Annotated in this window: 19 protein-coding genes, 1 other RNA gene and 1 other annotated feature; of the genes, 15 read left to right on the top strand and 5 right to left on the bottom strand. The window is 43.0% G+C overall.

Annotation, left to right across the window (positions count from 1 at the left end):
* Positions 1 to 71: 71 nt before the first annotated feature.
* A non-coding RNA gene (gene ssrS / locus ACQYAC_RS06520) (6S RNA) lies at positions 72 to 252 on the top strand.
* A 92-nt stretch (positions 253 to 344) separates the two neighbouring features.
* Entirely contained in the window at positions 345 to 1,109 is a 765-nt protein-coding gene (locus tag ACQYAC_RS06515; RefSeq protein WP_044140034.1) for a tRNA threonylcarbamoyladenosine dehydratase, read from the top strand.
* Positions 1,110 to 1,344: 235 nt separating this feature from the next.
* Here ACQYAC_RS06515 and ACQYAC_RS06510 read toward each other — a convergent pair whose 3' ends face one another.
* Positions 1,345 to 2,610 carry a replication-associated recombination protein A gene (locus ACQYAC_RS06510; protein WP_429942963.1) on the bottom strand — a complete coding sequence of 422 codons (1,266 nt, stop codon included), beginning with the start codon at positions 2,608 to 2,610 and terminating at the stop codon, positions 1,345 to 1,347.
* Between the two features lie 207 nt (positions 2,611 to 2,817).
* On the opposite strand from ACQYAC_RS06510, the gene cymR reads away from it, so the two are divergent.
* The 8 genes from cymR to ACQYAC_RS06470 all read left to right on the top strand — a co-directional run bounded on the left by cymR (position 2,818) and on the right by ACQYAC_RS06470 (position 9,681).
* Entirely contained in the window at positions 2,818 to 3,237 is a 420-nt protein-coding gene (cymR, locus tag ACQYAC_RS06505) for a cysteine metabolism transcriptional regulator CymR (RefSeq protein WP_429942962.1), read from the top strand.
* An 18-nt stretch (positions 3,238 to 3,255) separates the two neighbouring features.
* Positions 3,256 to 4,398 carry a cysteine desulfurase family protein gene (locus tag ACQYAC_RS06500; RefSeq protein ID WP_429942961.1) on the top strand — a complete coding sequence of 381 codons (1,143 nt, stop codon included), beginning with the start codon at positions 3,256 to 3,258 and terminating at the stop codon, positions 4,396 to 4,398.
* A 95-nt stretch (positions 4,399 to 4,493) separates the two neighbouring features.
* Positions 4,494 to 5,612, top strand: a complete 1,119-nt coding sequence (gene mnmA / locus ACQYAC_RS06495; protein WP_003216305.1) for a tRNA 2-thiouridine(34) synthase MnmA — start codon at positions 4,494 to 4,496, stop codon at positions 5,610 to 5,612.
* 60 nt (positions 5,613 to 5,672) lie between these two features.
* A complete protein-coding gene (locus ACQYAC_RS06490) occupies positions 5,673 to 6,326 on the top strand; it encodes a tetratricopeptide repeat protein (RefSeq protein WP_058014569.1) in 654 nt (217 codons plus the stop codon).
* Between the two features lie 19 nt (positions 6,327 to 6,345).
* On the top strand, positions 6,346 to 8,730 hold the full coding sequence (gene recD2, locus ACQYAC_RS06485; protein WP_429942960.1) for an SF1B family DNA helicase RecD2: 2,385 nt from the start codon (positions 6,346 to 6,348) through the stop codon (positions 8,728 to 8,730).
* A 135-nt stretch (positions 8,731 to 8,865) separates the two neighbouring features.
* Complete coding sequence (locus tag ACQYAC_RS06480; RefSeq protein WP_429942959.1) at positions 8,866 to 9,324, top strand: prc-barrel domain-containing protein; 459 nt, start codon at positions 8,866 to 8,868, stop codon at positions 9,322 to 9,324.
* Between the two features lie 13 nt (positions 9,325 to 9,337).
* Positions 9,338 to 9,529, top strand: a complete 192-nt coding sequence (locus ACQYAC_RS06475) for a hypothetical protein (protein WP_003216308.1) — start codon at positions 9,338 to 9,340, stop codon at positions 9,527 to 9,529.
* 20 nt (positions 9,530 to 9,549) lie between these two features.
* On the top strand, positions 9,550 to 9,681 hold the full coding sequence (locus tag ACQYAC_RS06470) for a YrzQ family protein (RefSeq protein ID WP_003216198.1): 132 nt from the start codon (positions 9,550 to 9,552) through the stop codon (positions 9,679 to 9,681).
* Positions 9,682 to 9,723: 42 nt separating this feature from the next.
* Here the strand turns inward: ACQYAC_RS06470 and ACQYAC_RS06465 are convergent, their stop codons facing one another.
* The 4 genes from ACQYAC_RS06465 to ACQYAC_RS06450 all read right to left on the bottom strand — a co-directional run bounded on the left by ACQYAC_RS06465 (position 9,724) and on the right by ACQYAC_RS06450 (position 12,676).
* Complete coding sequence (locus tag ACQYAC_RS06465; RefSeq protein ID WP_003216394.1) at positions 9,724 to 10,374, bottom strand: amino acid ABC transporter permease; 651 nt, start codon at positions 10,372 to 10,374, stop codon at positions 9,724 to 9,726.
* Positions 10,375 to 10,389: 15 nt separating this feature from the next.
* Entirely contained in the window at positions 10,390 to 11,043 is a 654-nt protein-coding gene (locus ACQYAC_RS06460) for an amino acid ABC transporter permease (protein ID WP_058014572.1), read from the bottom strand.
* A gap of 80 nt (positions 11,044 to 11,123) precedes the next feature.
* Positions 11,124 to 11,933 (bottom strand): transporter substrate-binding domain-containing protein, encoded by an 810-nt coding sequence (locus ACQYAC_RS06455; protein WP_180310450.1) that lies wholly within the window; start codon positions 11,931 to 11,933, stop codon positions 11,124 to 11,126.
* A gap of 14 nt (positions 11,934 to 11,947) precedes the next feature.
* The gene (locus tag ACQYAC_RS06450) at positions 11,948 to 12,676 is read right to left on the bottom strand and encodes an amino acid ABC transporter ATP-binding protein (RefSeq protein WP_058014574.1); all 729 of its coding nucleotides are present in this window, start codon (positions 12,674 to 12,676) and stop codon (positions 11,948 to 11,950) included.
* Between the two features lie 165 nt (positions 12,677 to 12,841).
* Here ACQYAC_RS06450 and ACQYAC_RS06445 point away from each other — a divergent pair, with 165 nt between their 5' ends.
* The 5 genes from ACQYAC_RS06445 (at position 12,842) to ACQYAC_RS06425 (ending at position 17,954) form a co-directional block, all read left to right on the top strand.
* Positions 12,842 to 13,906, top strand: a complete 1,065-nt coding sequence (locus tag ACQYAC_RS06445) for an AI-2E family transporter (protein ID WP_058014575.1) — start codon at positions 12,842 to 12,844, stop codon at positions 13,904 to 13,906.
* A gap of 46 nt (positions 13,907 to 13,952) precedes the next feature.
* Positions 13,953 to 14,161, top strand: a binding site (T-box leader).
* An 80-nt stretch (positions 14,162 to 14,241) separates the two neighbouring features.
* On the top strand, positions 14,242 to 16,878 hold the full coding sequence (gene alaS, locus ACQYAC_RS06440; protein ID WP_429942958.1) for an alanine--tRNA ligase: 2,637 nt from the start codon (positions 14,242 to 14,244) through the stop codon (positions 16,876 to 16,878).
* Positions 16,879 to 16,967: 89 nt separating this feature from the next.
* Complete coding sequence (locus tag ACQYAC_RS06435) at positions 16,968 to 17,234, top strand: IreB family regulatory phosphoprotein (RefSeq protein WP_058014945.1); 267 nt, start codon at positions 16,968 to 16,970, stop codon at positions 17,232 to 17,234.
* A 3-nt stretch (positions 17,235 to 17,237) separates the two neighbouring features.
* Positions 17,238 to 17,654 (top strand): Holliday junction resolvase RuvX, encoded by a 417-nt coding sequence (ruvX, locus tag ACQYAC_RS06430; RefSeq protein ID WP_003216519.1) that lies wholly within the window; start codon positions 17,238 to 17,240, stop codon positions 17,652 to 17,654.
* A gap of 15 nt (positions 17,655 to 17,669) precedes the next feature.
* Positions 17,670 to 17,954: a DUF1292 domain-containing protein gene (locus ACQYAC_RS06425; protein WP_003216483.1), complete on the top strand. Its 285-nt coding sequence runs from the start codon at positions 17,670 to 17,672 to the stop codon at positions 17,952 to 17,954.
* Positions 17,955 to 18,011 lie beyond the last annotated feature (57 nt).

Raw genomic sequence — 18,011 nt, 5'->3', positions numbered from 1 at the left:
CGCATGGATATAAGCATGTAAACGCTTGAAAAAGCGGCATGCCTATGATATGCTTTCTTCAATCAATAAATAAAGTCCTGATACGTACGGTGGTTACCTAGTTTTGACCGAACATTTTTTTATACGGGAGCTTGCCTTTCCTTTCTGCATAAATGCCTCTTTTGAGGACTTATAAAGTCAGGAAGAAAGCACCCACCTGCATGGTGCGGGGTTCAAAACGAAGGAAAAGCTGGCGGCGTTGTCGGGACTTTTTTGTGTTTTTTTCTTTTTCAGAAGGATGACGAAGAAGGTTGAATATGATATGATTCTTTCGATTCATTTTAAATAAAGGTGGAGTGAGGCACTTGTTACATCAGTTTTCAAGAAACGAGCTTGCCATTGGCAAGGAAGGCTTAGATATATTAAAAAACAGTACAGTTGCAGTGCTTGGTGTGGGCGGCGTTGGTTCATTTGCAGTTGAGGCACTCGCTCGTTCAGGCGTTGGCCGTATTGTTCTTGTTGATAAAGATGATATTGATATTACAAATGTAAACCGTCAGCTGCCAGCATTGCTTTCAACAGTTGGACAGCCAAAGGTTGACTTAATGCAGGCGAGAATCGCTGATATTAATCCAGAATGTGAAGTTGTTGCGCTCAAGATGTTTTATACAGAGGAAACCTATGAGCAATTTTTTGAATATCCACTTGATTATGTCATCGATGCGTCAGATACGATTCACTATAAAATTCATTTAATGAAAGAGTGTCTAAAACGCAACGTGAACATCATTTCGAGTATGGGAGCTGCAAACAAAACAGATCCGACCCGCTTCAAAATTGATGACATTTCAAAAACACATACCGATCCAATTGCAAAAGTCGTAAGAACGCGTCTGCGCAAAGAAGGGATTCGTAAAGGAATTGAAGTCATTTTCTCAGATGAAAGTCCGATTGTGATTCGCGAAGATGTTAGAAAAGAAGTTGGAAATGATGAAGCGAAGATTCGCAAGGCACAAATGCCGCCATCATCCAATGCCTTCGTCCCGTCTGTTGCAGGACTGATCATGGGTGGTCATGTCATTATGCAGCTTTTGAAAGATATTCCAATTACACGTGTGAAGGATAAATAAACAGCCCACCTGCTATTACGCAGGGGCCAGCGTGTAGATAAACCCTCGCATTCGGTGTCAGATCTGCGCTTCGGTGCTCACGAATGTTAAATTCGCTCCGCTCCGATGCTCGTCCTTCCTAGACTGCAAAGGTTTTCTATCACGCTGAAAAGAAGACAAAGGGCTAAAATCAAGATCATTTTAGCCCTTTGTCAACAATCTGACAGCCCACCTGCTATTACGCAGGGGGCTTTTTTTATTTTTGGCGTTTTAAATTCTCATATACTTGTTTTAGTGCGCCTTCAAATTTACCTGTTTGCTTCGCTTCATAGTATTGCTTGTTTTTCAGCGGATCAGGTAAGTACTGCTGCTTCACCCAGCCGTTTTCATAATCGTGAGGGTATAAGTAATCCACACCTCTGCCGAGAGCGGTAGCTCCTTTATAGTGAGCATCCTTTAAATGAACAGGGATTTCACCAATTTTCCCTGAACGAATGTCCCCTAGTGCCGCATCGATCGCCTTATACGCTGAGTTGGACTTAGGAGAAAGACACAGTTCAATGACTGCATTAGCCAGCGGAATTCGTGCTTCCGGGAAGCCGACTCTTTCTGCTGTTTGAACAGCGCTTAACACACGAGGGCCTGCCTGCGGACTAGCTAAGCCAATATCTTCGTAAGCCATCACGAGTAATCTCCTTGAAATGCTTTCAAGGTCTCCTGCTTCAATCAGTCTGGCAAGGTAATGCAGCGCCGCATCTGCGTCAGATCCTCTAATGGATTTTTGAAAAGCCGAGAGGACATCATAATGAGCATCACCATTCTTATCATGTGAGAAGCTCTTTTTTTGTAAACATTCTTCTGCTGCGGCAAGAGTGATCATTATATGCCCATCCCCATCTGCTTTTGTCGATAAGACAGCTAGTTCTAACGCATTTAAAGCAGAGCGTACGTCTCCGCCGCATCCATTGGCAAAATGATTCATCGCTTCATCGTCCACTGTCACCTCATAACCGCCAAGTCCGCGATGTTCATCCTGTAACGCTCTTATTAGCGCAGCTTTGATTTGCTCCGTTTCAAGCGGTTTCAGCTCAAATATTTGTGTACGGCTTCGGATGGCGGGGTTGATCGCATGATAGGGGTTAGCCGTCGTTGCACCAATTAAAATAATCATGCCATTTTCTAAATAAGGAAGAAGGAAATCCTGTTTTCCTTTATCAAGCCTGTGAACCTCGTCTAAAATGAGGATGACCTGACCGCTCATTTTCGCTTCAGCGGCGACAGCTTCCATATCCTTTTTGTTATGAATGACCGCATTCAACGTCCGAAACGCAATGCTTGTACTGCCAGCGATCGCCGTCGCAATCGATGTTTTGCCGATGCCCGGCGGTCCGTATAAAATCATCGAGGATAAATGTTTTGCCTCGACCATTCGTCTAATAATTTGACCTTCTCCAACGAGATGCTCCTGCCCAATGATGTCTTCAATATGACTTGGGCGCATCCGGTACGCTAAAGGTTTCATGATTATCTCTCCTAAAGCAATGTCTTGTTTGTATAGAGTACCGAAATTTCTTCAAATAGAAAAGGGATGCGTCCTCATTTTGAGCTTAGAACCCGCAAATGAAAGTTGGCTAAAAGTATGATATAATTGCTTTAGGTCTATATAAGCGTATATGAAATCAGAAAAATAATTGATGACATAGAAATAGAAAACGCAGAGGTGTTTAACTTGAAAATTTCTACTAAAGGCAGATATGGTCTGACGATCATGATCGAATTAGCCAAAAAACATGGCGAAGGCCCTACATCATTAAAATCAATCGCTCAAAACAATAATTTGTCTGAGCATTATTTAGAGCAGCTTGTATCACCACTTCGCAATGCCCGTCTTGTGAAAAGTATCCGCGGAGCATATGGCGGTTATGTGCTTGCCCATGAGCCAAGCGATATTACAGCGGGTGATATTATTCGTGTATTAGAAGGACCGATTAGTCCTGTCGAAGTCATTGAAAACGAAGAACCAGCAAAACGTGCACTTTGGATTCGTATTCGTGATGCAGTAAAAGACGTACTAGACAATACAACTCTTGAAGACTTGGCAAGCTATAAAGATGACGAGGATCAAGAGGCGTATATGTTCTATATTTAGATCAGAGGTGTACCGGAAATGGAACGTATCTATTTAGATCATGCAGCGACAACGCCTATGGATCAGCGGATTGTGGACAAGATGATGCCTTACTTTACAGAGATATTTGGCAATCCCTCTAGTATTCATTCATACGGGCGTGAGGCAAGAAAGTGGCTCGATGAAGCAAGGGAAGTCATTGCAGGAGAATTACACTGTAAACCGCAGGAGATCATCCTCACAAGCGGAGGAACAGAGGCAGACAACTTGGCCATTACAGGTGTGGCGATGGCAAGGCAGCATGAAGGAAAACATATCATCACAGCAAAAACAGAGCATCATGCAGTGCTGCATACATGTGAACGCCTAGAGAAGCTAGGATTTGACGTGACATATTTAGATGTGGATGAAACGGGATTGATTCATCTTGAACAACTAAAGCAAGCACTAAGAGATGATACGATTCTTGTCACCATCATGTACGGCAACAATGAAACAGGTGTGATTCAGCCCATCAAAGACATTGGCGAGCTTTTACACCATCACACTGCACATTTTCATACTGACGCCGTGCAGGCGTTTGGAACAATGCTGATCGATGTAGCAGACCTTCATATTGATCTTTTATCTGCTTCTGGCCATAAGCTAAATGGTCCAATGGGAACCGGCTTTTTATATGTAAACGAAGGCGTGAAACTTTCTCCGCAAATTTTCGGAGGAGAACAAGAAAGAAAACGCCGTGCTGGCACTGAGAATGTGGCAGGGATCGTGGGACTTGCAGAAGCTGTTCAATTAACGAAGCAAAATAGAAGAGAAAAAGCCATGCATTATGGTAAGCTCAAAGAAATCATGCTGCAAGTATTCGAAGAGGAATCACTTACTTTCTCTATCAATGGACACCTGAAAGAGACATTGCCTCATATTTTAAATGTTCATTTCCCGGGCGTTTCCATCGAATCGTTACTTGTGAATTTAGATATGGAAGGAATTGCTGTTTCAAGTGGATCTGCATGTACGGCTGGATCCGTCCTTCCTTCGCACGTGTTAAGCGCCATGTATGGCGAAGAAGCAGACAAGCTGACGTCCTCAGTCAGAATAAGCTTCGGTCTTGGGAATGAAGAGGATCATGTGAAGCAGGCGGCGCGCAAGATAGTAGCTGTTGTCAAACGCTTAGCCAAATAAACGTCCCTCTTTTGTTCGTGTGTGAAAAATGAAACAGCCAAGCACCTGAAGAACGAAACGCACATGCTGTTTCATTGAAAATGGAGTTGATGAAGATGACAAAAAGACCAGAAGACACAAGAGTTGTGGTCGGTATGTCCGGAGGAGTCGATTCATCAGTTGCCGCTCTTATGCTAAAAGAGCAAGGCTATGATGTAATCGGCATATTTATGAAAAACTGGGATGACACAGATGAAAATGGTGTATGTACAGCAACGGAGGATTATGAGGATGTCATCCGCGTGTGTAACCAAATTGGAATCCCTTATTATGCAGTGAATTTCGAGAAGCAATATTGGGACAAAGTGTTTCAATATTTCCTTGATGAATATAAAGCGGGCAGAACGCCAAACCCAGATGTCATGTGTAACAAAGAAATTAAGTTCAAAGCGTTCCTTGAGCATGCATTGTCACTCGGTGCGGATTATTTGGCAACAGGGCACTATGCGCGCGTCGACAGAACTGGCGATGAAGTCAAAATGCTAAGAGGTCTTGATGCCAACAAAGACCAGACGTATTTCTTAAATCAGCTGACTCAGGAACAGCTTGATAAAGTCATGTTCCCAATCGGTGATTTAGAGAAAAAAAGGGTTCGTGAATTGGCAAAAGAAGCAGAGCTCGCAACAGCAACGAAAAAAGATTCAACGGGTATTTGCTTTATTGGGGAAAGAAACTTTAAAACGTTCCTCAGTCAATATTTGCCTGCGCAGCCTGGCGTGATGCAGACGATGGACGGAGAAGTCAAAGGGGAGCACGATGGACTGATGTATTACACGATCGGGCAGCGCCAAGGTCTAGGCATTGGCGGCAGCGGTGATCCTTGGTTTGTCGTTGGAAAAGACTTGGAACAAAATATCCTGTTTGTCGAACAAGGTTTCCACAATCCACTTTTATATTCTGAAAGCATTTCAGCCGTCAATATCAGCTGGACTCGTCCTCATATTGTCGGTGAAAACGGTGAATTAACATGCACAGCTAAATTCAGATACCGTCAAGAAGATCACCATGTAAAGGTCAAAATGACAGGTGAGCAAGAAGCGATGGTCATCTTTGATGAACCTGTTCGTGCTGTGACACCAGGACAAGCGGTTGTCTTTTATGATGGCGATGAATGTCTGGGCGGCGGAACAATTGACGATGTCTTTAAGGACGGCCAAAAACTGTCGTATGTGTAACATGTTTTCAAAACCTCAACGTCGCTGTTGAGGTTTTTTAATGAAAGGATGAGAGAGCGAATGAATCATAATGAAATCGGCATAGAAGCCTTAAATCAGGGGAACATCGAAAAAGCAGCGGAAGCTTTTACGAAAGCCATTGAAGAAAGCCCGAAAGACCCAGTTCCATATATTAACTTTGCGAACTTGCTGTCAAGCATCAATGAATTTGAACGTGCGTTAAATTTCTTTCAAAAAGCAATTGAGCTTGATCAAGCTGCAGCTGCAGCCTATTACGGGGCAGGAAATGTATACACATTAAAAGAAGACTTTATGAAAGCAAAAGACTATTTTGAAAAAGCACTAAAAGCGGGCATGGAAAATAGTGATTTGTTTTATATGCTGGGGCAGACGCTCATCAAATTAGAGCAGCCGAAGCTTGCGATGCCTTATCTTCAGCGTGCCATCGAACTGAATGAAGATGATAATGAAGCAAGATTCCAATTTGGCATGTGCTTAGCCAATGAACAATTGCTGGAAGAAGCGGTGACAACCTTTACTGAGGTGATTGCGCGTGATCCGGAGCATGCAGATGCCTTTTATAATTTAGGGGTTGCGTATGCATACTTAGAGAAAAAAGACGAAGCACTTGAGATGTTAGGAAAAGCGATTGATGTGCAGCCTGACCATATGCTGGCACTGCATGCGCAAAAGTTGATTCAAGAAGCAGAATAGACGGAAGGAGGGAAGACCTGTGCAGGAACATCCAGATCAAATGAAGCTTGAGGACGAACCGTTTTTAAAGGGGACAGTTCAAGCCGTTATTTTCCATAATGAAAGTAATTTATACTCGGTGTTAAAGGTGAAAGTCATTGAAACATCGGAAAACTTAGAGGAAAAAACAGCATCTGTCACAGGCTACTTCCCAGCACTTCATGAGGAAGAAACTTACACCTTCTATGGCAAAGTCACAAGCCACCCGAAGTTTGGTGAACAGTTTCAGGCAACTCATTTTCAAAAAGAAGTACCGACAACAAAGCAAGGAATTATTCATTATCTCTCAAGTGATTTATTTGAGGGGATAGGCAAAAAGACGGCGGAAGAAATTGTAGGACAGCTTGGCAGTCAGACGCTTCATAAAATTATGCGTGACCCAGCGGTTTTGTATGACGTTCCGCGCTTATCAAAAAAGAAGGCAGATAAGCTGGCCGCAGCGCTTCAGGAGCATCAAGGATTGGAACAAATCATGATCAGCCTCAATCAATACGGCTTTGGTCCGCAGCTCAGCATGAAGATTTATCAAGTGTACGAGAGTGAGACGCTGCAGAAGATTGAAGAAAACCCGTATCAGCTTGTCAAGGATGTCGAAGGGATCGGTTTTATTAAGGCAGATGAACTTGGCGCTAGAACTGGCATCTCAGGAAGTGACCCAGAGCGAATCCGTGCAGCCTTGCTTTATACAGTGGAGACAGCCAGTCTTCAGGACGGTCACACGTACATGCAAACAAAGGATTTGATCCTCGAAACCCGCAAGCTACTCAATCAGACAGGCAATGAGTACAAAGTGACGGAAATGGACGTCGCCAATCAGATCATTGCACTTGGCGAAGGGAAAGAGATGATCATTGAAGATGAGCGCTGCTATCATCCGTCCTTATTTTATGCCGAGCAAAGTGTCGCCAAACGTATACAAAAAATCGTCTCCCAAACGGAATATGCAGATCAATTTCCTGAATCAGAATTCCTTCTAGCCCTTGGTGAGCTCGAGGAACGGCTGGGCGTCCAGTATGCGCCGACACAAAAGGAAGCGATTCAAAAGGCACTCATGTCCCCAATGCTGCTTTTAACAGGCGGACCTGGGACTGGGAAAACAACTGTCATTAAAGGGATTGTTGAGCTTTACAGCGACCTTCACGGTGTATCTCTTGATCCGAGTGATTACAAAAAAGATGAATCCTTTCCATTTGTGCTTGCGGCGCCAACTGGACGAGCAGCTAAACGAATGACAGAATCAACAGGGCTTCCAGCTGTGACGATTCACCGTCTGCTTGGTTGGAACGGATCTGAGGGCTTCTCGCATGATGAAGAACAGCCGATTGAAGGAAAGCTTGTCATCATTGATGAATCAAGTATGCTAGATATTTGGCTTGCGAATCACTTGTTTAAAGCCATTCCTGACCATACCCAAGTGATCATGGTGGGAGATGAACATCAGCTTCCGTCTGTCGGACCAGGCCAAGTGTTAAGAGACTTGCTTGCATCACAAGCCGTACCAGCTGTTACCCTCACAGATATTTACCGGCAGGCAGACGGCTCCAGCATTGTTGAACTTGCACATGATATGAAAAATGGCGTCCTGCCAAAAGATATTACCGCACGTTCAAAAGACCGATCCTTCATAAAATGCTCAGCTGATCAAATGAAAGAAGTCATTGAGAAAGTCGTTAGCAATGCTGCTCAAAAAGGCTATTCAGCTAAAGACATTCAGGTGCTTGCGCCCATGTATAAAGGAAAAGCAGGCATTAATGAGCTCAATAAAATGCTGCAGCACATTTTGAATCCTAAAAAACCAAAGGGCAGAGAAATCCCGTTTGGTGATGTGGTGTACCGGACCGGTGATAAAGTGCTTCAGCTTGTGAATCAGCCGGAGAACAATATTTTTAACGGTGATATTGGAGAAATTGTCTCGATTTTTTATGCGAAAGAAAACACGGAAAAAGAAGATATGGCTGTGATCTCCTTTGATGGGAATGAAATCACTTTTACTAAAAAGGATTTTCATCAATTTACACATGCCTATTGCTGCTCCATCCATAAATCACAAGGTAGTGAATTTCCCATTGTTGTACTGCCAGTCTTGAGAAGCTACTACAGAATGCTTCGGCGAAATCTGCTGTACACAGCCATTACACGAAGTAAAAAGTTTTTAATCCTGTGCGGCGAGGAATCAGCACTGGAGTGGGGCGTGAAAAACAATGAGGATTCGCTCAGACAAACGTCCTTAACGATGCGGCTCGTGCAAACAGGAGAGGTCATGGATGCGAAGCTTGCAGCACTTCAAAAAGAACTGCCGTTTAGCGTACATGATGCAAATATCGGTATGGAGGGAATCACTCCATTTGATTTTATGCATGAATAAAAGGCTTCCAGATGGAAGCCTTTTTTAGCATGAAAAGAAATTCGCATATTTCGTTCATGGAAGCCATTTCTTCGTATGAGTCTTGAAGCAAACGCACACGATAAGACTGTTCCGCAAAAGGTGGTTGAGCACATTTTGAGAACATGTCGAGAGCTTGAAGGAATGTCAATCTATACTGGTGAAACGTCTCATTCACTTGGTTCCATAAAAGATATTTGCTTATTAGCCGGAGGCAGCTGCGGAGGATATGTGTTAGATGGGAAAAAGAAAGACTGTGCACTCGTTCCATTCTCGGCTGGGGATCAGCTGACAGACAAAGGCTTATATGTGAGCTGCCATGAGGGAGTAGGCATGGATTCCTCCGCCCCATCCCTCTTATTTTCGAAATTAAAAAAGAAAATGATGCAGTCGCCTGACGGTGAAAATTTAGGCATTTTGGAAGATGTATACTTTTGCACAAATTCGGGCACAATCGTAGCATATGAACTCTCGGACGGCTTCTTTACAGAGCTATCAGGGATTCGAAAACAGCTTCAGGCTGCCGGAACCTTGATCAACGTTCAAAAGGAAGCACTTGTTCTAAACCGAACGTAAAGAGGTGCTGATTATGCTCATTTGCCCAAATTGCAAATGTAAAGACATCGGAAAAATTGGGGTCAATCAATATTATTGCTGGGGCTGTTTTATTGAATTGACGCTGTCAAAAGGCAAAATATCTACACACCAAGTGGAAGAAGACGGAACACTAAGCAGCTTAGATGATCTGTTTAGTGATGATGAACGTTCAATTCAACTATAAGTGTTAAGGGGGAATTTCGAATGGGTAAAATGACTTCTTCACTATTAACGCTTGGTGCAGGCGCACTCGCATATCACTTTGCAAGCCGATATGATATGCCATCAAAGCGGGATATGAAAAAGCTAAGAAAACGCGTTATGAGAATGATGTAAACAAAAAGACATCCGCTAAGTGCCAAAAGCGGATGTCCTTTTTTATGCCTGCCTATATTCTAATCGGCGCGCCAGTAATGATAGGCTGAAATTGACGACAAAATACATCATTGCCGCTAATAGGAAAATGGGCAGTAAGTAAGATTGGCTCTGACCGTTTAATATTTGAGCGTGGTGCAGTAGTTCTGGAAGAGCAATGACAACAGCTAGTGACGTATCTTTTAAAAGAGAGATGAATTGACTGACAATTGGCGGCACCATTCGGCGTAAAGCCTGCGGCATAATAATCATTTTTAACGTTTGGATATAAGTTAAACCAGAAGATCTGGCTGCTTCAATCTGCCCCTTATCAATTGATTTTAAACCGCTTCGAATGATTTCTGACAGCATTGCTGATTCAAATACGGTTAAAGCTGCGATAGCCGAGGCTGTAATGCTCAGCTTAATGCCAATTTCGGGCAGTGCAAAATAGGTGAAAAAGATGATCAATAAGAGCGGCAAGTTTCGAATGGTTTCGACGACGACTGCAAGTATCTTTGATAAAACCGGAATTTGAGCGAACCGCAACGTGCCAATGACTAATCCAATGAGAAAGCTCAAAATGATGGAGATAAAAGCCACTTTTAAGGTGACAGCAAATCCTTCAAGTAAAAAGGCGAGATGATCAGGCTGGTAGGCACCTAGAAAATCCATAATGTGTCCTCCTTTCTAGTGGCTTCTTGCTAATCTTTTTTCCAAATAACCAACGCCTAAACTGAGCGGAATCGTTAATAGCAGATAGAACATGGCAACAAAGATGTAGACATCAAATGTCACAAATGTTCTAGAAGCGATGAGGTCTCCTTGATACATGAGGTCAAACCCTGCAATGACTCCTAAAATAGAGGAGTTTTTGACAAGGTTAATAAATTGATTCCCAAGAGGGGGAATGACAATTTTAATCGCTTGCGGCAGAATGATATACCGCATTGTCCCGCTATAGGATAGACCTGAAGCACGGGCTGCTTCCATTTGTCCAAGCGGTACAGCTTGTATCCCTGCGCGAATGGCTTCAGCAATAAAGGCAGAGGTATAAATGGCAAGAGCAATTGTGCCAGCGGTGAAGCCATCTGCTACAATACCTAGCACGGGTAACCCAAAGAAGAAGACAAATGTAATCAATAATAACGGAATATTCCGAATAAATTCCACGTAAGCCGTTCCTAACCAGTTGAGCGGCCTGAGTGGCGCAATCCTCATAATGGCAATGAGTGTACCGATCAAAAAGCTTCCAATCAAAGCAATGACACTTGCGCCAATGGTATATTTAAAGCCTTCTACATAAAGATTGAAGTTTTCAGTGAGAATGGAAAACCGCAGCAATCAGTTCACTTCCTTCCTGATCAACAGGGGAGCCAATGAGCGGCTCACCCTGAGAAAATCATTCTTAACAAGTCAACCCATTATTCTTTGATCCATTTTTGATGAATCTTGTCATACTCTCCATTATCTTTTAATGTCTTTAGGGCTTTATTAATGGCCGTTGTTAATTCCTTATCCCCTTTCTTGACAGCAATGCCATAAGGCTCATCTGTAAAGGTGCCGCCGACGACTTCGTAATTTGAATCCTCATCTGCCATACCAAATAAGATCGCATTATCAGTTGTCAGCACTTGCCCTTGGTTTGATTTTAAAGCTGTAAAAGCTTCCTGATAGTTCTCAAATTCTAATACAGACGCTTCAGGTGCTTTTTCGCGGATATTTTGAGAAGAAGTAGACCCTTTCACTGCAAGCACTTTCGTCCCTTTCTTCAAATCATCAATCGATTGAATGTCGCTTCCTTTTTTCACAAGCAGTGATTGTCCTGCTTCAAAATATACATCTGAGAAATTGACTTCTTTTTTACGCTCTTCGGTAATCGTCATGGTTGCGACGATTGCATGAATATCTCCTTTTTGCAGTAGAGGAATTCTCGTTTTTGATGTCACTTCTTTGAATTCTGCTTTTCCTTCATCACCGAGCATTTCCTTTGCGATGGCTTTTGCAATATCGATATCAAACCCCTCAATATCTCCGCTGCTAGGATTTTTTAGACCGAAGAGACGTGTATCATTCTTGACCCCGAATATGATTTTTTTGTCTTTCTGAATGGTTTCTAAAGAGCTTCCTTTTTTTGCATCAGTCGAGCCTTTTTCAGCAGATCCGCAAGCTGCTAATGCGGCAATACAGCAAGTCATAAAGAGTAGTAGGCCAAAGCGTTTCATTTTTTTCATTAAAATCATTCCCCCTAGTGATTTAAAATACGGCTTAGAAAGAGCTGAGCGCGTTTCTCACGCGGTTTCTCATAAAATGCAGCCGGTGTTGATTCTTCAAGAACTCTGCCTTCATCAATAAAGACAATACGGTCAGCCACTTCTCTTGCAAATCCCATCTCATGTGTGACGACAACCATGGTCATTCCTTCTCGTGCGAGCTGCTTCATCACATCTAGTACCTCACCGATCATCTCTGGGTCAAGAGCTGATGTCGGTTCGTCGAACAGCATGACCTCCGGTTTCATTGCAAGCCCTCTTGCAATGGCAACACGCTGCTGCTGTCCGCCTGAGAGTTTTGAAGGGTAGGCGTCAGCTTTATCAGGAATACCGACTTTATGTAAATAAAATTCGGCTGTTTCCCTCGCTTCTTCCTTGCTCACCTTTTTCACCTTCATTGGCGCAAGCATAATGTTTTCAAGCACCGTCTTATGCGGATAGAGATGAAAATGCTGAAATACCATCCCGATATTTTGCCTGACAAGATTGATATTGGTTTTCGGATGCTGAACAGGCACTTCGTTGACAAGCACCTTTCCCTCATCAATGCTTTCAAGACGATTGATGCATCTGAGCATCGTGCTTTTACCTGATCCTGAAGGACCGATGATCACGACGACCTCACCTTTTTGAATATGTAGGTTAATGTCTTTCAGTACATGGAACTGGCCATAATGCTTATTGACTTCTTCGAATGTGATCATGAAGAACCTCCTTTTGTACATGGTGGAATTCAGTGGAGACATTTTAGTAACTTTGGATGGTGCTGTATGTTTCATGTGTATTCATTTTTAACAAAGTTAGGACAAATTTTATTTACATGGATAATTGCAGAAGATGGTTAAACAATAAGAAAAGAGGTGAAAAAGGTGAAGAAACGTCCGATCCAATTTCTGATATATGCTGCAGGGGTTCTGCTTGTCCTTGCATCCTTGCTCATTTTATTGCAGCTCGACGAGTTATGGATGCCTATTTTTTTGTTGTTAAAGGCAGTTCTGATTCCGCTGCTCATTGCTATTTTTATTTCTTATCTGCTTTATCCGATAGTGGAAAAACTGCACTCGAGGGGCTTACCAAGGACTCTAAGTCTCTTATTGATTTATGTCCTGTTTTTTGGCGGGATTGGGCTTGCGGTTTATAAAGGGGCGCCTGTCATGATCAAGCAGTTAAATGAGCTGTCAGAACAAATCCCTGTACTTGCAGAAACGTATAATGGCGCTTTATCACATATTCATCATCATACAAGCCATTGGCCAGACGGACTTCACGACCGCTTGGACCGCTTAATTGTTCAATCGGAGACATATGCAGCGAACGGCGCGGAGCGGATGATTCTTAGCTGTAAAGTAATACTTGATTACGCATTAGTTGCCGCGCTCATCCCTTTTCTTGTTTTTTATATGGTGAAGGACATGAATACAATGAAGCGGGCTGCATGGTATTTGACGCCGCCCTCATTTCGGAAGAGGGGGCATGCGTTTGTGAAAGCAGTTGATGAATCACTTGGTAATTATATTAGAGGGCAGTTGCTTGTCTGTTCATTCATTGGGGGTGCAGCAGCCATTGTGCTCTGGCTGTTTCATATCCCGTACCCGCTTGTCCTTGGTATGCTAATTGGCGCAACGAATGTTATTCCGTATTTTGGACCGATTATTGGCGCGATTCCCGCTGTTTTTATTGCGTTTACCATCTCAGTGAAATCGGTTATTATTGTGCTGATTACAGTTGCCGTGCTGCAATTTTTAGAAAGTAACGTCCTCAGCCCGATTATCGTAGGGAGAAGTCTTCATATGCATCCTGTCGTCATTATGCTAGTCTTGCTTGCTGGTGGAGAGTTATTTGGTTTAATAGGCATGATTTTAGCCGTACCAACTGCCGCTATAATCAGGGTGATCATTGTGCAATATATCCTTATGAGGCGAAGCGTTCATTGACAAGAGGAGCCGAGTTGTCTATAATAATTTCGATTCATACTACATACTGAATTCAATGACGGACCCGAGTACGTTAAAAAGCTGTTTCAGAGAGAGGCTTTATTTTGCTGAGAAAAGCCTTATCAGACCTTTAACGGAAGCTAGTCCCGAGTGCAGATAAACACTGCCGCTCTCTTCCGGCGTTATCGGATGTGAAGGTGATAGACGAATTTGTCTATAATCAGGGTGGTACCGCGAGAACATCTCGTCCCTGTGTAAGTCGTTTTGTGCTTGCATAGGGCGGGATGTTTTTTCGTTTGTGTGGAGATTGATGAATGAAAAGGGAGGATTTTTGAATGAAAACTTTAACTTCAGCTCAAGTACGCCAAATGTTTTTAGACTTTTTTAAAGAAAAAGGACATGCTGTAGAACCGAGTGCATCACTCGTACCGCATGATGATCCGACACTTTTGTGGATCAACAGCGGCGTGGCAACATTAAAGAAATACTTTGATGGCCGCGTCGTACCTGACAATCCACGTATTTGCAACGCGCAAAAATCAATTCGTACAAATGATATTGAAAACGTAGGGAAAACAGCACGTCATCATACGTTCTTTGAAATGCTTGGCAACTTCTCGATTGGTGATTACTTTAAAGAAGAAGCGATCGAATGGGCGTGGGAATTCCTCACAAGTGACGAGTGGATTGGCTTTGACCCGAATTTGTTATCTGTCACTGTCCATCCAGAGGATGAAGAAGCGTATGTTCTATGGAGAGATAAAATCGGTGTACCTGAAGAACGTATTATTCGCCTTGAAGGGAACTTCTGGGATATTGGAGAGGGCCCAAGTGGACCGAATACAGAAATTTTCTATGACCGCGGTGAATCATACGGTAACGACATGAACGATCCAGAGTTATATCCTGGCGGAGAAAATGACCGATATCTAGAAGTGTGGAACCTAGTGTTCTCTGAATTTAACCATAACCCAGATGGGTCATATACGCCGCTTCCGAAGAAAAACATAGATACAGGGATGGGTCTTGAACGAATGGTATCTGTCATTCAAAACGTGCCTACGAACTTTGATACTGATCTATTCATGCCAATTATTCGTGCAGTTGAAACCATTTCTGGAGAAAGCTATGGCGAGACAAAGGAAAAAGATACAGCATTCAAAGTCATTGCTGACCACATTAGAACGGTTGCCTTTGCTGTAAGTGATGGAGCGCTTCCTTCCAATGAAGGGCGCGGGTATGTGCTAAGACGTTTGCTTCGCCGTGCCGTGCGTTATGCAAAAACCATTCACATCCATCGCCCGTTTATGTTTGACCTAGTTCCAGTAGTGGCGGAAATCATGAAGGATTTCTACCCAGATGTACAAGCGAAAGAAGAATTTATTGCAAAAGTCATCAAGAATGAAGAAGAACGCTTCCATGAAACACTGAACGAAGGCTTAGCTATTTTGTCAGAAGTCATCAAAAAAGAAAGAGACAAAGGCAGCACACAGATTTCAGGTGAAGATGTATTTAAGCTGTATGACACGTATGGATTCCCTGTCGAGCTCACAGAAGAATACGCAGAAGATGAAAACATGACAGTGGATCGAGAAGGCTTCCAGGCTGAGATGGAAAAGCAGCGTGAACGTGCAAGAAATGCGAGACAAGATGTCGGCAGTATGCAGGTTCAAGGCGGTGCTCTAGGAGATATTAAAGTAGAAAGCACATTTGTTGGCTACGAAAATCTAACGGCAGATGCCCATATTGTCGAATTGCTTCAAAATGGTGAAATTGTCACAGAAGCACATGAAGGCGATACAGTACAAATTTTGTTAGATGAAACACCTTTCTATGCGGAAAGCGGCGGACAAGTGGCTGATAAAGGGACATTGAAAAGCGCTGAAGTGATTATCGACATCAAAGACGTGAAAAAGGCGCCAAATGGTCAGCATGTTCATGAGGGTATCGTCGTAAGCGGTACAGCCAAAAAAGGACTTGAAGTCACTGCGGAAGTGGAATCAGCTCTTCGAAAAGGCATTGTGAAAAACCACACAGCGACACATCTTTTGCACCAGGCGCTAAAAGACGTTTTGGGCAGCCATGTGAACCAAGCAGGATCATTGGTGAATGAAAATAGACTTCGCTTTGACTTCTCTCACTTTGGACAAGTCACAAAAGAGGAATTGTCTCAGATAGAAAAAATTGTGAACGAAAAGATCTGGGAAGGCATCTCTGTTGCTATTGACCTGAAGCCGATTGCGGAAGCAAAAGAAATGGGTGCAATGGCGCTCTTTGGCGAGAAGTATGGCGATATTGTCCGAGTTGTCCAAGTAGGCGATTACAGCATCGAGCTTTGCGGCGGCTGTCACGTTCAAAATACTGCGGAAATCGGGTTGTTTAAAATTGCCTCTGAATCGGGTATTGGTGCTGGAACACGCCGGATTGAGGCGGTGACTGGTAAAGGGGCATACGAAGAATTAAATGACCAGCTGGCGATTTTAGAGCAGGCAGCGAGTGAGCTGAAGTCAAATACGAAGGATGTACCAAAACGTATCGCTTCATTGCAGGCAGATTTAAAAGAGGTTCAAAGAGAAAACGAATCTCTTCTTGCAAAATTAAGCCAGGCTGAAGCAGGCTCTATTTTAGAGAAAGTGACAGAAATCGGCGGAGTGAAAGTGTTAACTGAAAAAGTAAATGCGAAAGACATGAACCATTTAAGAACAATGGTTGATGACTTAAAAGCCAAATTAGGCTCAGCTGTCATTGTGCTCGGAGCCGTTCAAAACGGAAAAGTAAACATTTCAGCAGGAGTGACAAAAGACGTCATCGAAAAAGGTCTGCATGCAGGGAAACTTGTGAAACAGGCAGCTGAAATCTGCGGCGGAGGCGGAGGCGGACGCCCAGACATGGCACAAGCAGGCGGAAAACAACCAGAAAAGCTAGAAGAAGCACTGGCAACTGTCGAAGAATCTGTTAAATCCGTTTTATAATCAGGCGATGTAGTGTAGAATAATGGTATTAGATGAGCGTTTAGAAAAAAGCTTGCTAGTAGAATGTTGGAAGAGAGGTGCAAGAAGCAGTGAGTTCATTTGATAAGACAATGAAGTTTAACTTCTCTGATGATTCAGCTGAAACCAATGTGAATGAAGTGCTCATTACAGTACATGACGCACTCCAAGAAAAAGGATACAACCCGATCAATCAAATTGTCGGATACTTGCTGTCAGGCGACCCTGCTTATATTCCAAGACATCAGGATGCTCGCAACCTAATTCGTAAAATAGAACGAGACGAATTAATTGAGGAATTGGTTAAATCGTACTTAGAGACACATAAAGAGGCGTAAAACATGAGAATTTTAGGCTTAGATTTAGGCACGAAAACCCTTGGTGTTGCGATCAGTGATGAAATGGGCTGGACAGCGCAGGGGATTGAAACAATTAAAATTGATGAAGCAGGCGGAGACTTCGGTCTCAGCCGCCTGTCTGAAATCGTCTCGCAATATGGAACGGATAAAATTGTACTTGGTTTTCCAAAAAATATGAATGGTACGGTCGGTCCTAGAGGTGAAGCCAGCCAATCATTTGCGAAAGTGCTAGAAAACACGTACAATGTTCCTGTTGTGCTTTGGGACGAGCGCCTGTCGACAATGGCAGCGGAAAAAATGCTCATCTCTGCAGATGTGAGCAGACAAAAGCGTAAAAAAGTCATTGATAAAATGGCGGCTGTTATGATCCTGCAAGGGTACTTAGACAGCTTAAATTAAAATGAGGTGAATCAAATGGAACACGGAGAAAAGCAAATTACAATCGTTGATGATAATGGAAATGAACAGCTTTGCGAAGTACTATTTACTTTTGAAAGCGACCATTTTAACAAATCATATGTTCTTTACTACCCAATTTCTGAGCAAGACAATGAAGAAATTGAAATTCATGCATCAAGCTTCACACCGAATGAAAACGGTGAAGATGGCGAGCTAGAGCCTATTGAAACGGATGAAGAGTGGGACATGATTGAAGAAACGTTAAATACGTTCTTAGATCAAGAAGAAGACGAAGAATAGAACGAATAAAAGGCCTGTGAACGGATCTTCTTGATCTTTCTTCACAGGTCTTTTTTT

The sequence above is a fragment of the Bacillus sp. MM09(2025) genome (assembly GCF_050496725.1).
Taxonomy (GTDB): Bacteria; Bacillota; Bacilli; order Bacillales; family Bacillaceae; genus Bacillus; species Bacillus pumilus.
Note: the sequence above shows the minus strand (reverse complement) of the source record. Positions and strands in the feature narration are given on the sequence as shown.

Excerpts from the sequence above, each read along its gene's own strand:
- ACQYAC_RS06510 (WP_429942963.1), bottom strand. The coding sequence starts at position 2,610 with ATGAAACCTTTAGCGTACCGGATGCGCCCAAGTCATATTGAAGACATC.
- ACQYAC_RS06500 (WP_429942961.1), top strand. The coding sequence starts at position 3,256 with ATGGAACGTATCTATTTAGATCATGCAGCGACAACGCCTATGGATCAG.
- mnmA (WP_003216305.1), top strand. The coding sequence starts at position 4,494 with ATGACAAAAAGACCAGAAGACACAAGAGTTGTGGTCGGTATGTCCGGA.
- ACQYAC_RS06490 (WP_058014569.1), top strand. The coding sequence starts at position 5,673 with ATGAATCATAATGAAATCGGCATAGAAGCCTTAAATCAGGGGAACATC.
- ACQYAC_RS06475 (WP_003216308.1), top strand. The coding sequence starts at position 9,338 with ATGCTCATTTGCCCAAATTGCAAATGTAAAGACATCGGAAAAATTGGG.
- ACQYAC_RS06470 (WP_003216198.1), top strand. The coding sequence starts at position 9,550 with ATGGGTAAAATGACTTCTTCACTATTAACGCTTGGTGCAGGCGCACTC.
- ACQYAC_RS06465 (WP_003216394.1), bottom strand. The coding sequence starts at position 10,374 with ATGGATTTTCTAGGTGCCTACCAGCCTGATCATCTCGCCTTTTTACTT.
- ACQYAC_RS06455 (WP_180310450.1), bottom strand. The coding sequence starts at position 11,933 with ATGAAAAAAATGAAACGCTTTGGCCTACTACTCTTTATGACTTGCTGT.
- ACQYAC_RS06450 (WP_058014574.1), bottom strand. The coding sequence starts at position 12,676 with ATGATCACATTCGAAGAAGTCAATAAGCATTATGGCCAGTTCCATGTA.
- alaS (WP_429942958.1), top strand. The coding sequence starts at position 14,242 with ATGAAAACTTTAACTTCAGCTCAAGTACGCCAAATGTTTTTAGACTTT.
- ruvX (WP_003216519.1), top strand. The coding sequence starts at position 17,238 with ATGAGAATTTTAGGCTTAGATTTAGGCACGAAAACCCTTGGTGTTGCG.
- ACQYAC_RS06425 (WP_003216483.1), top strand. The coding sequence starts at position 17,670 with ATGGAACACGGAGAAAAGCAAATTACAATCGTTGATGATAATGGAAAT.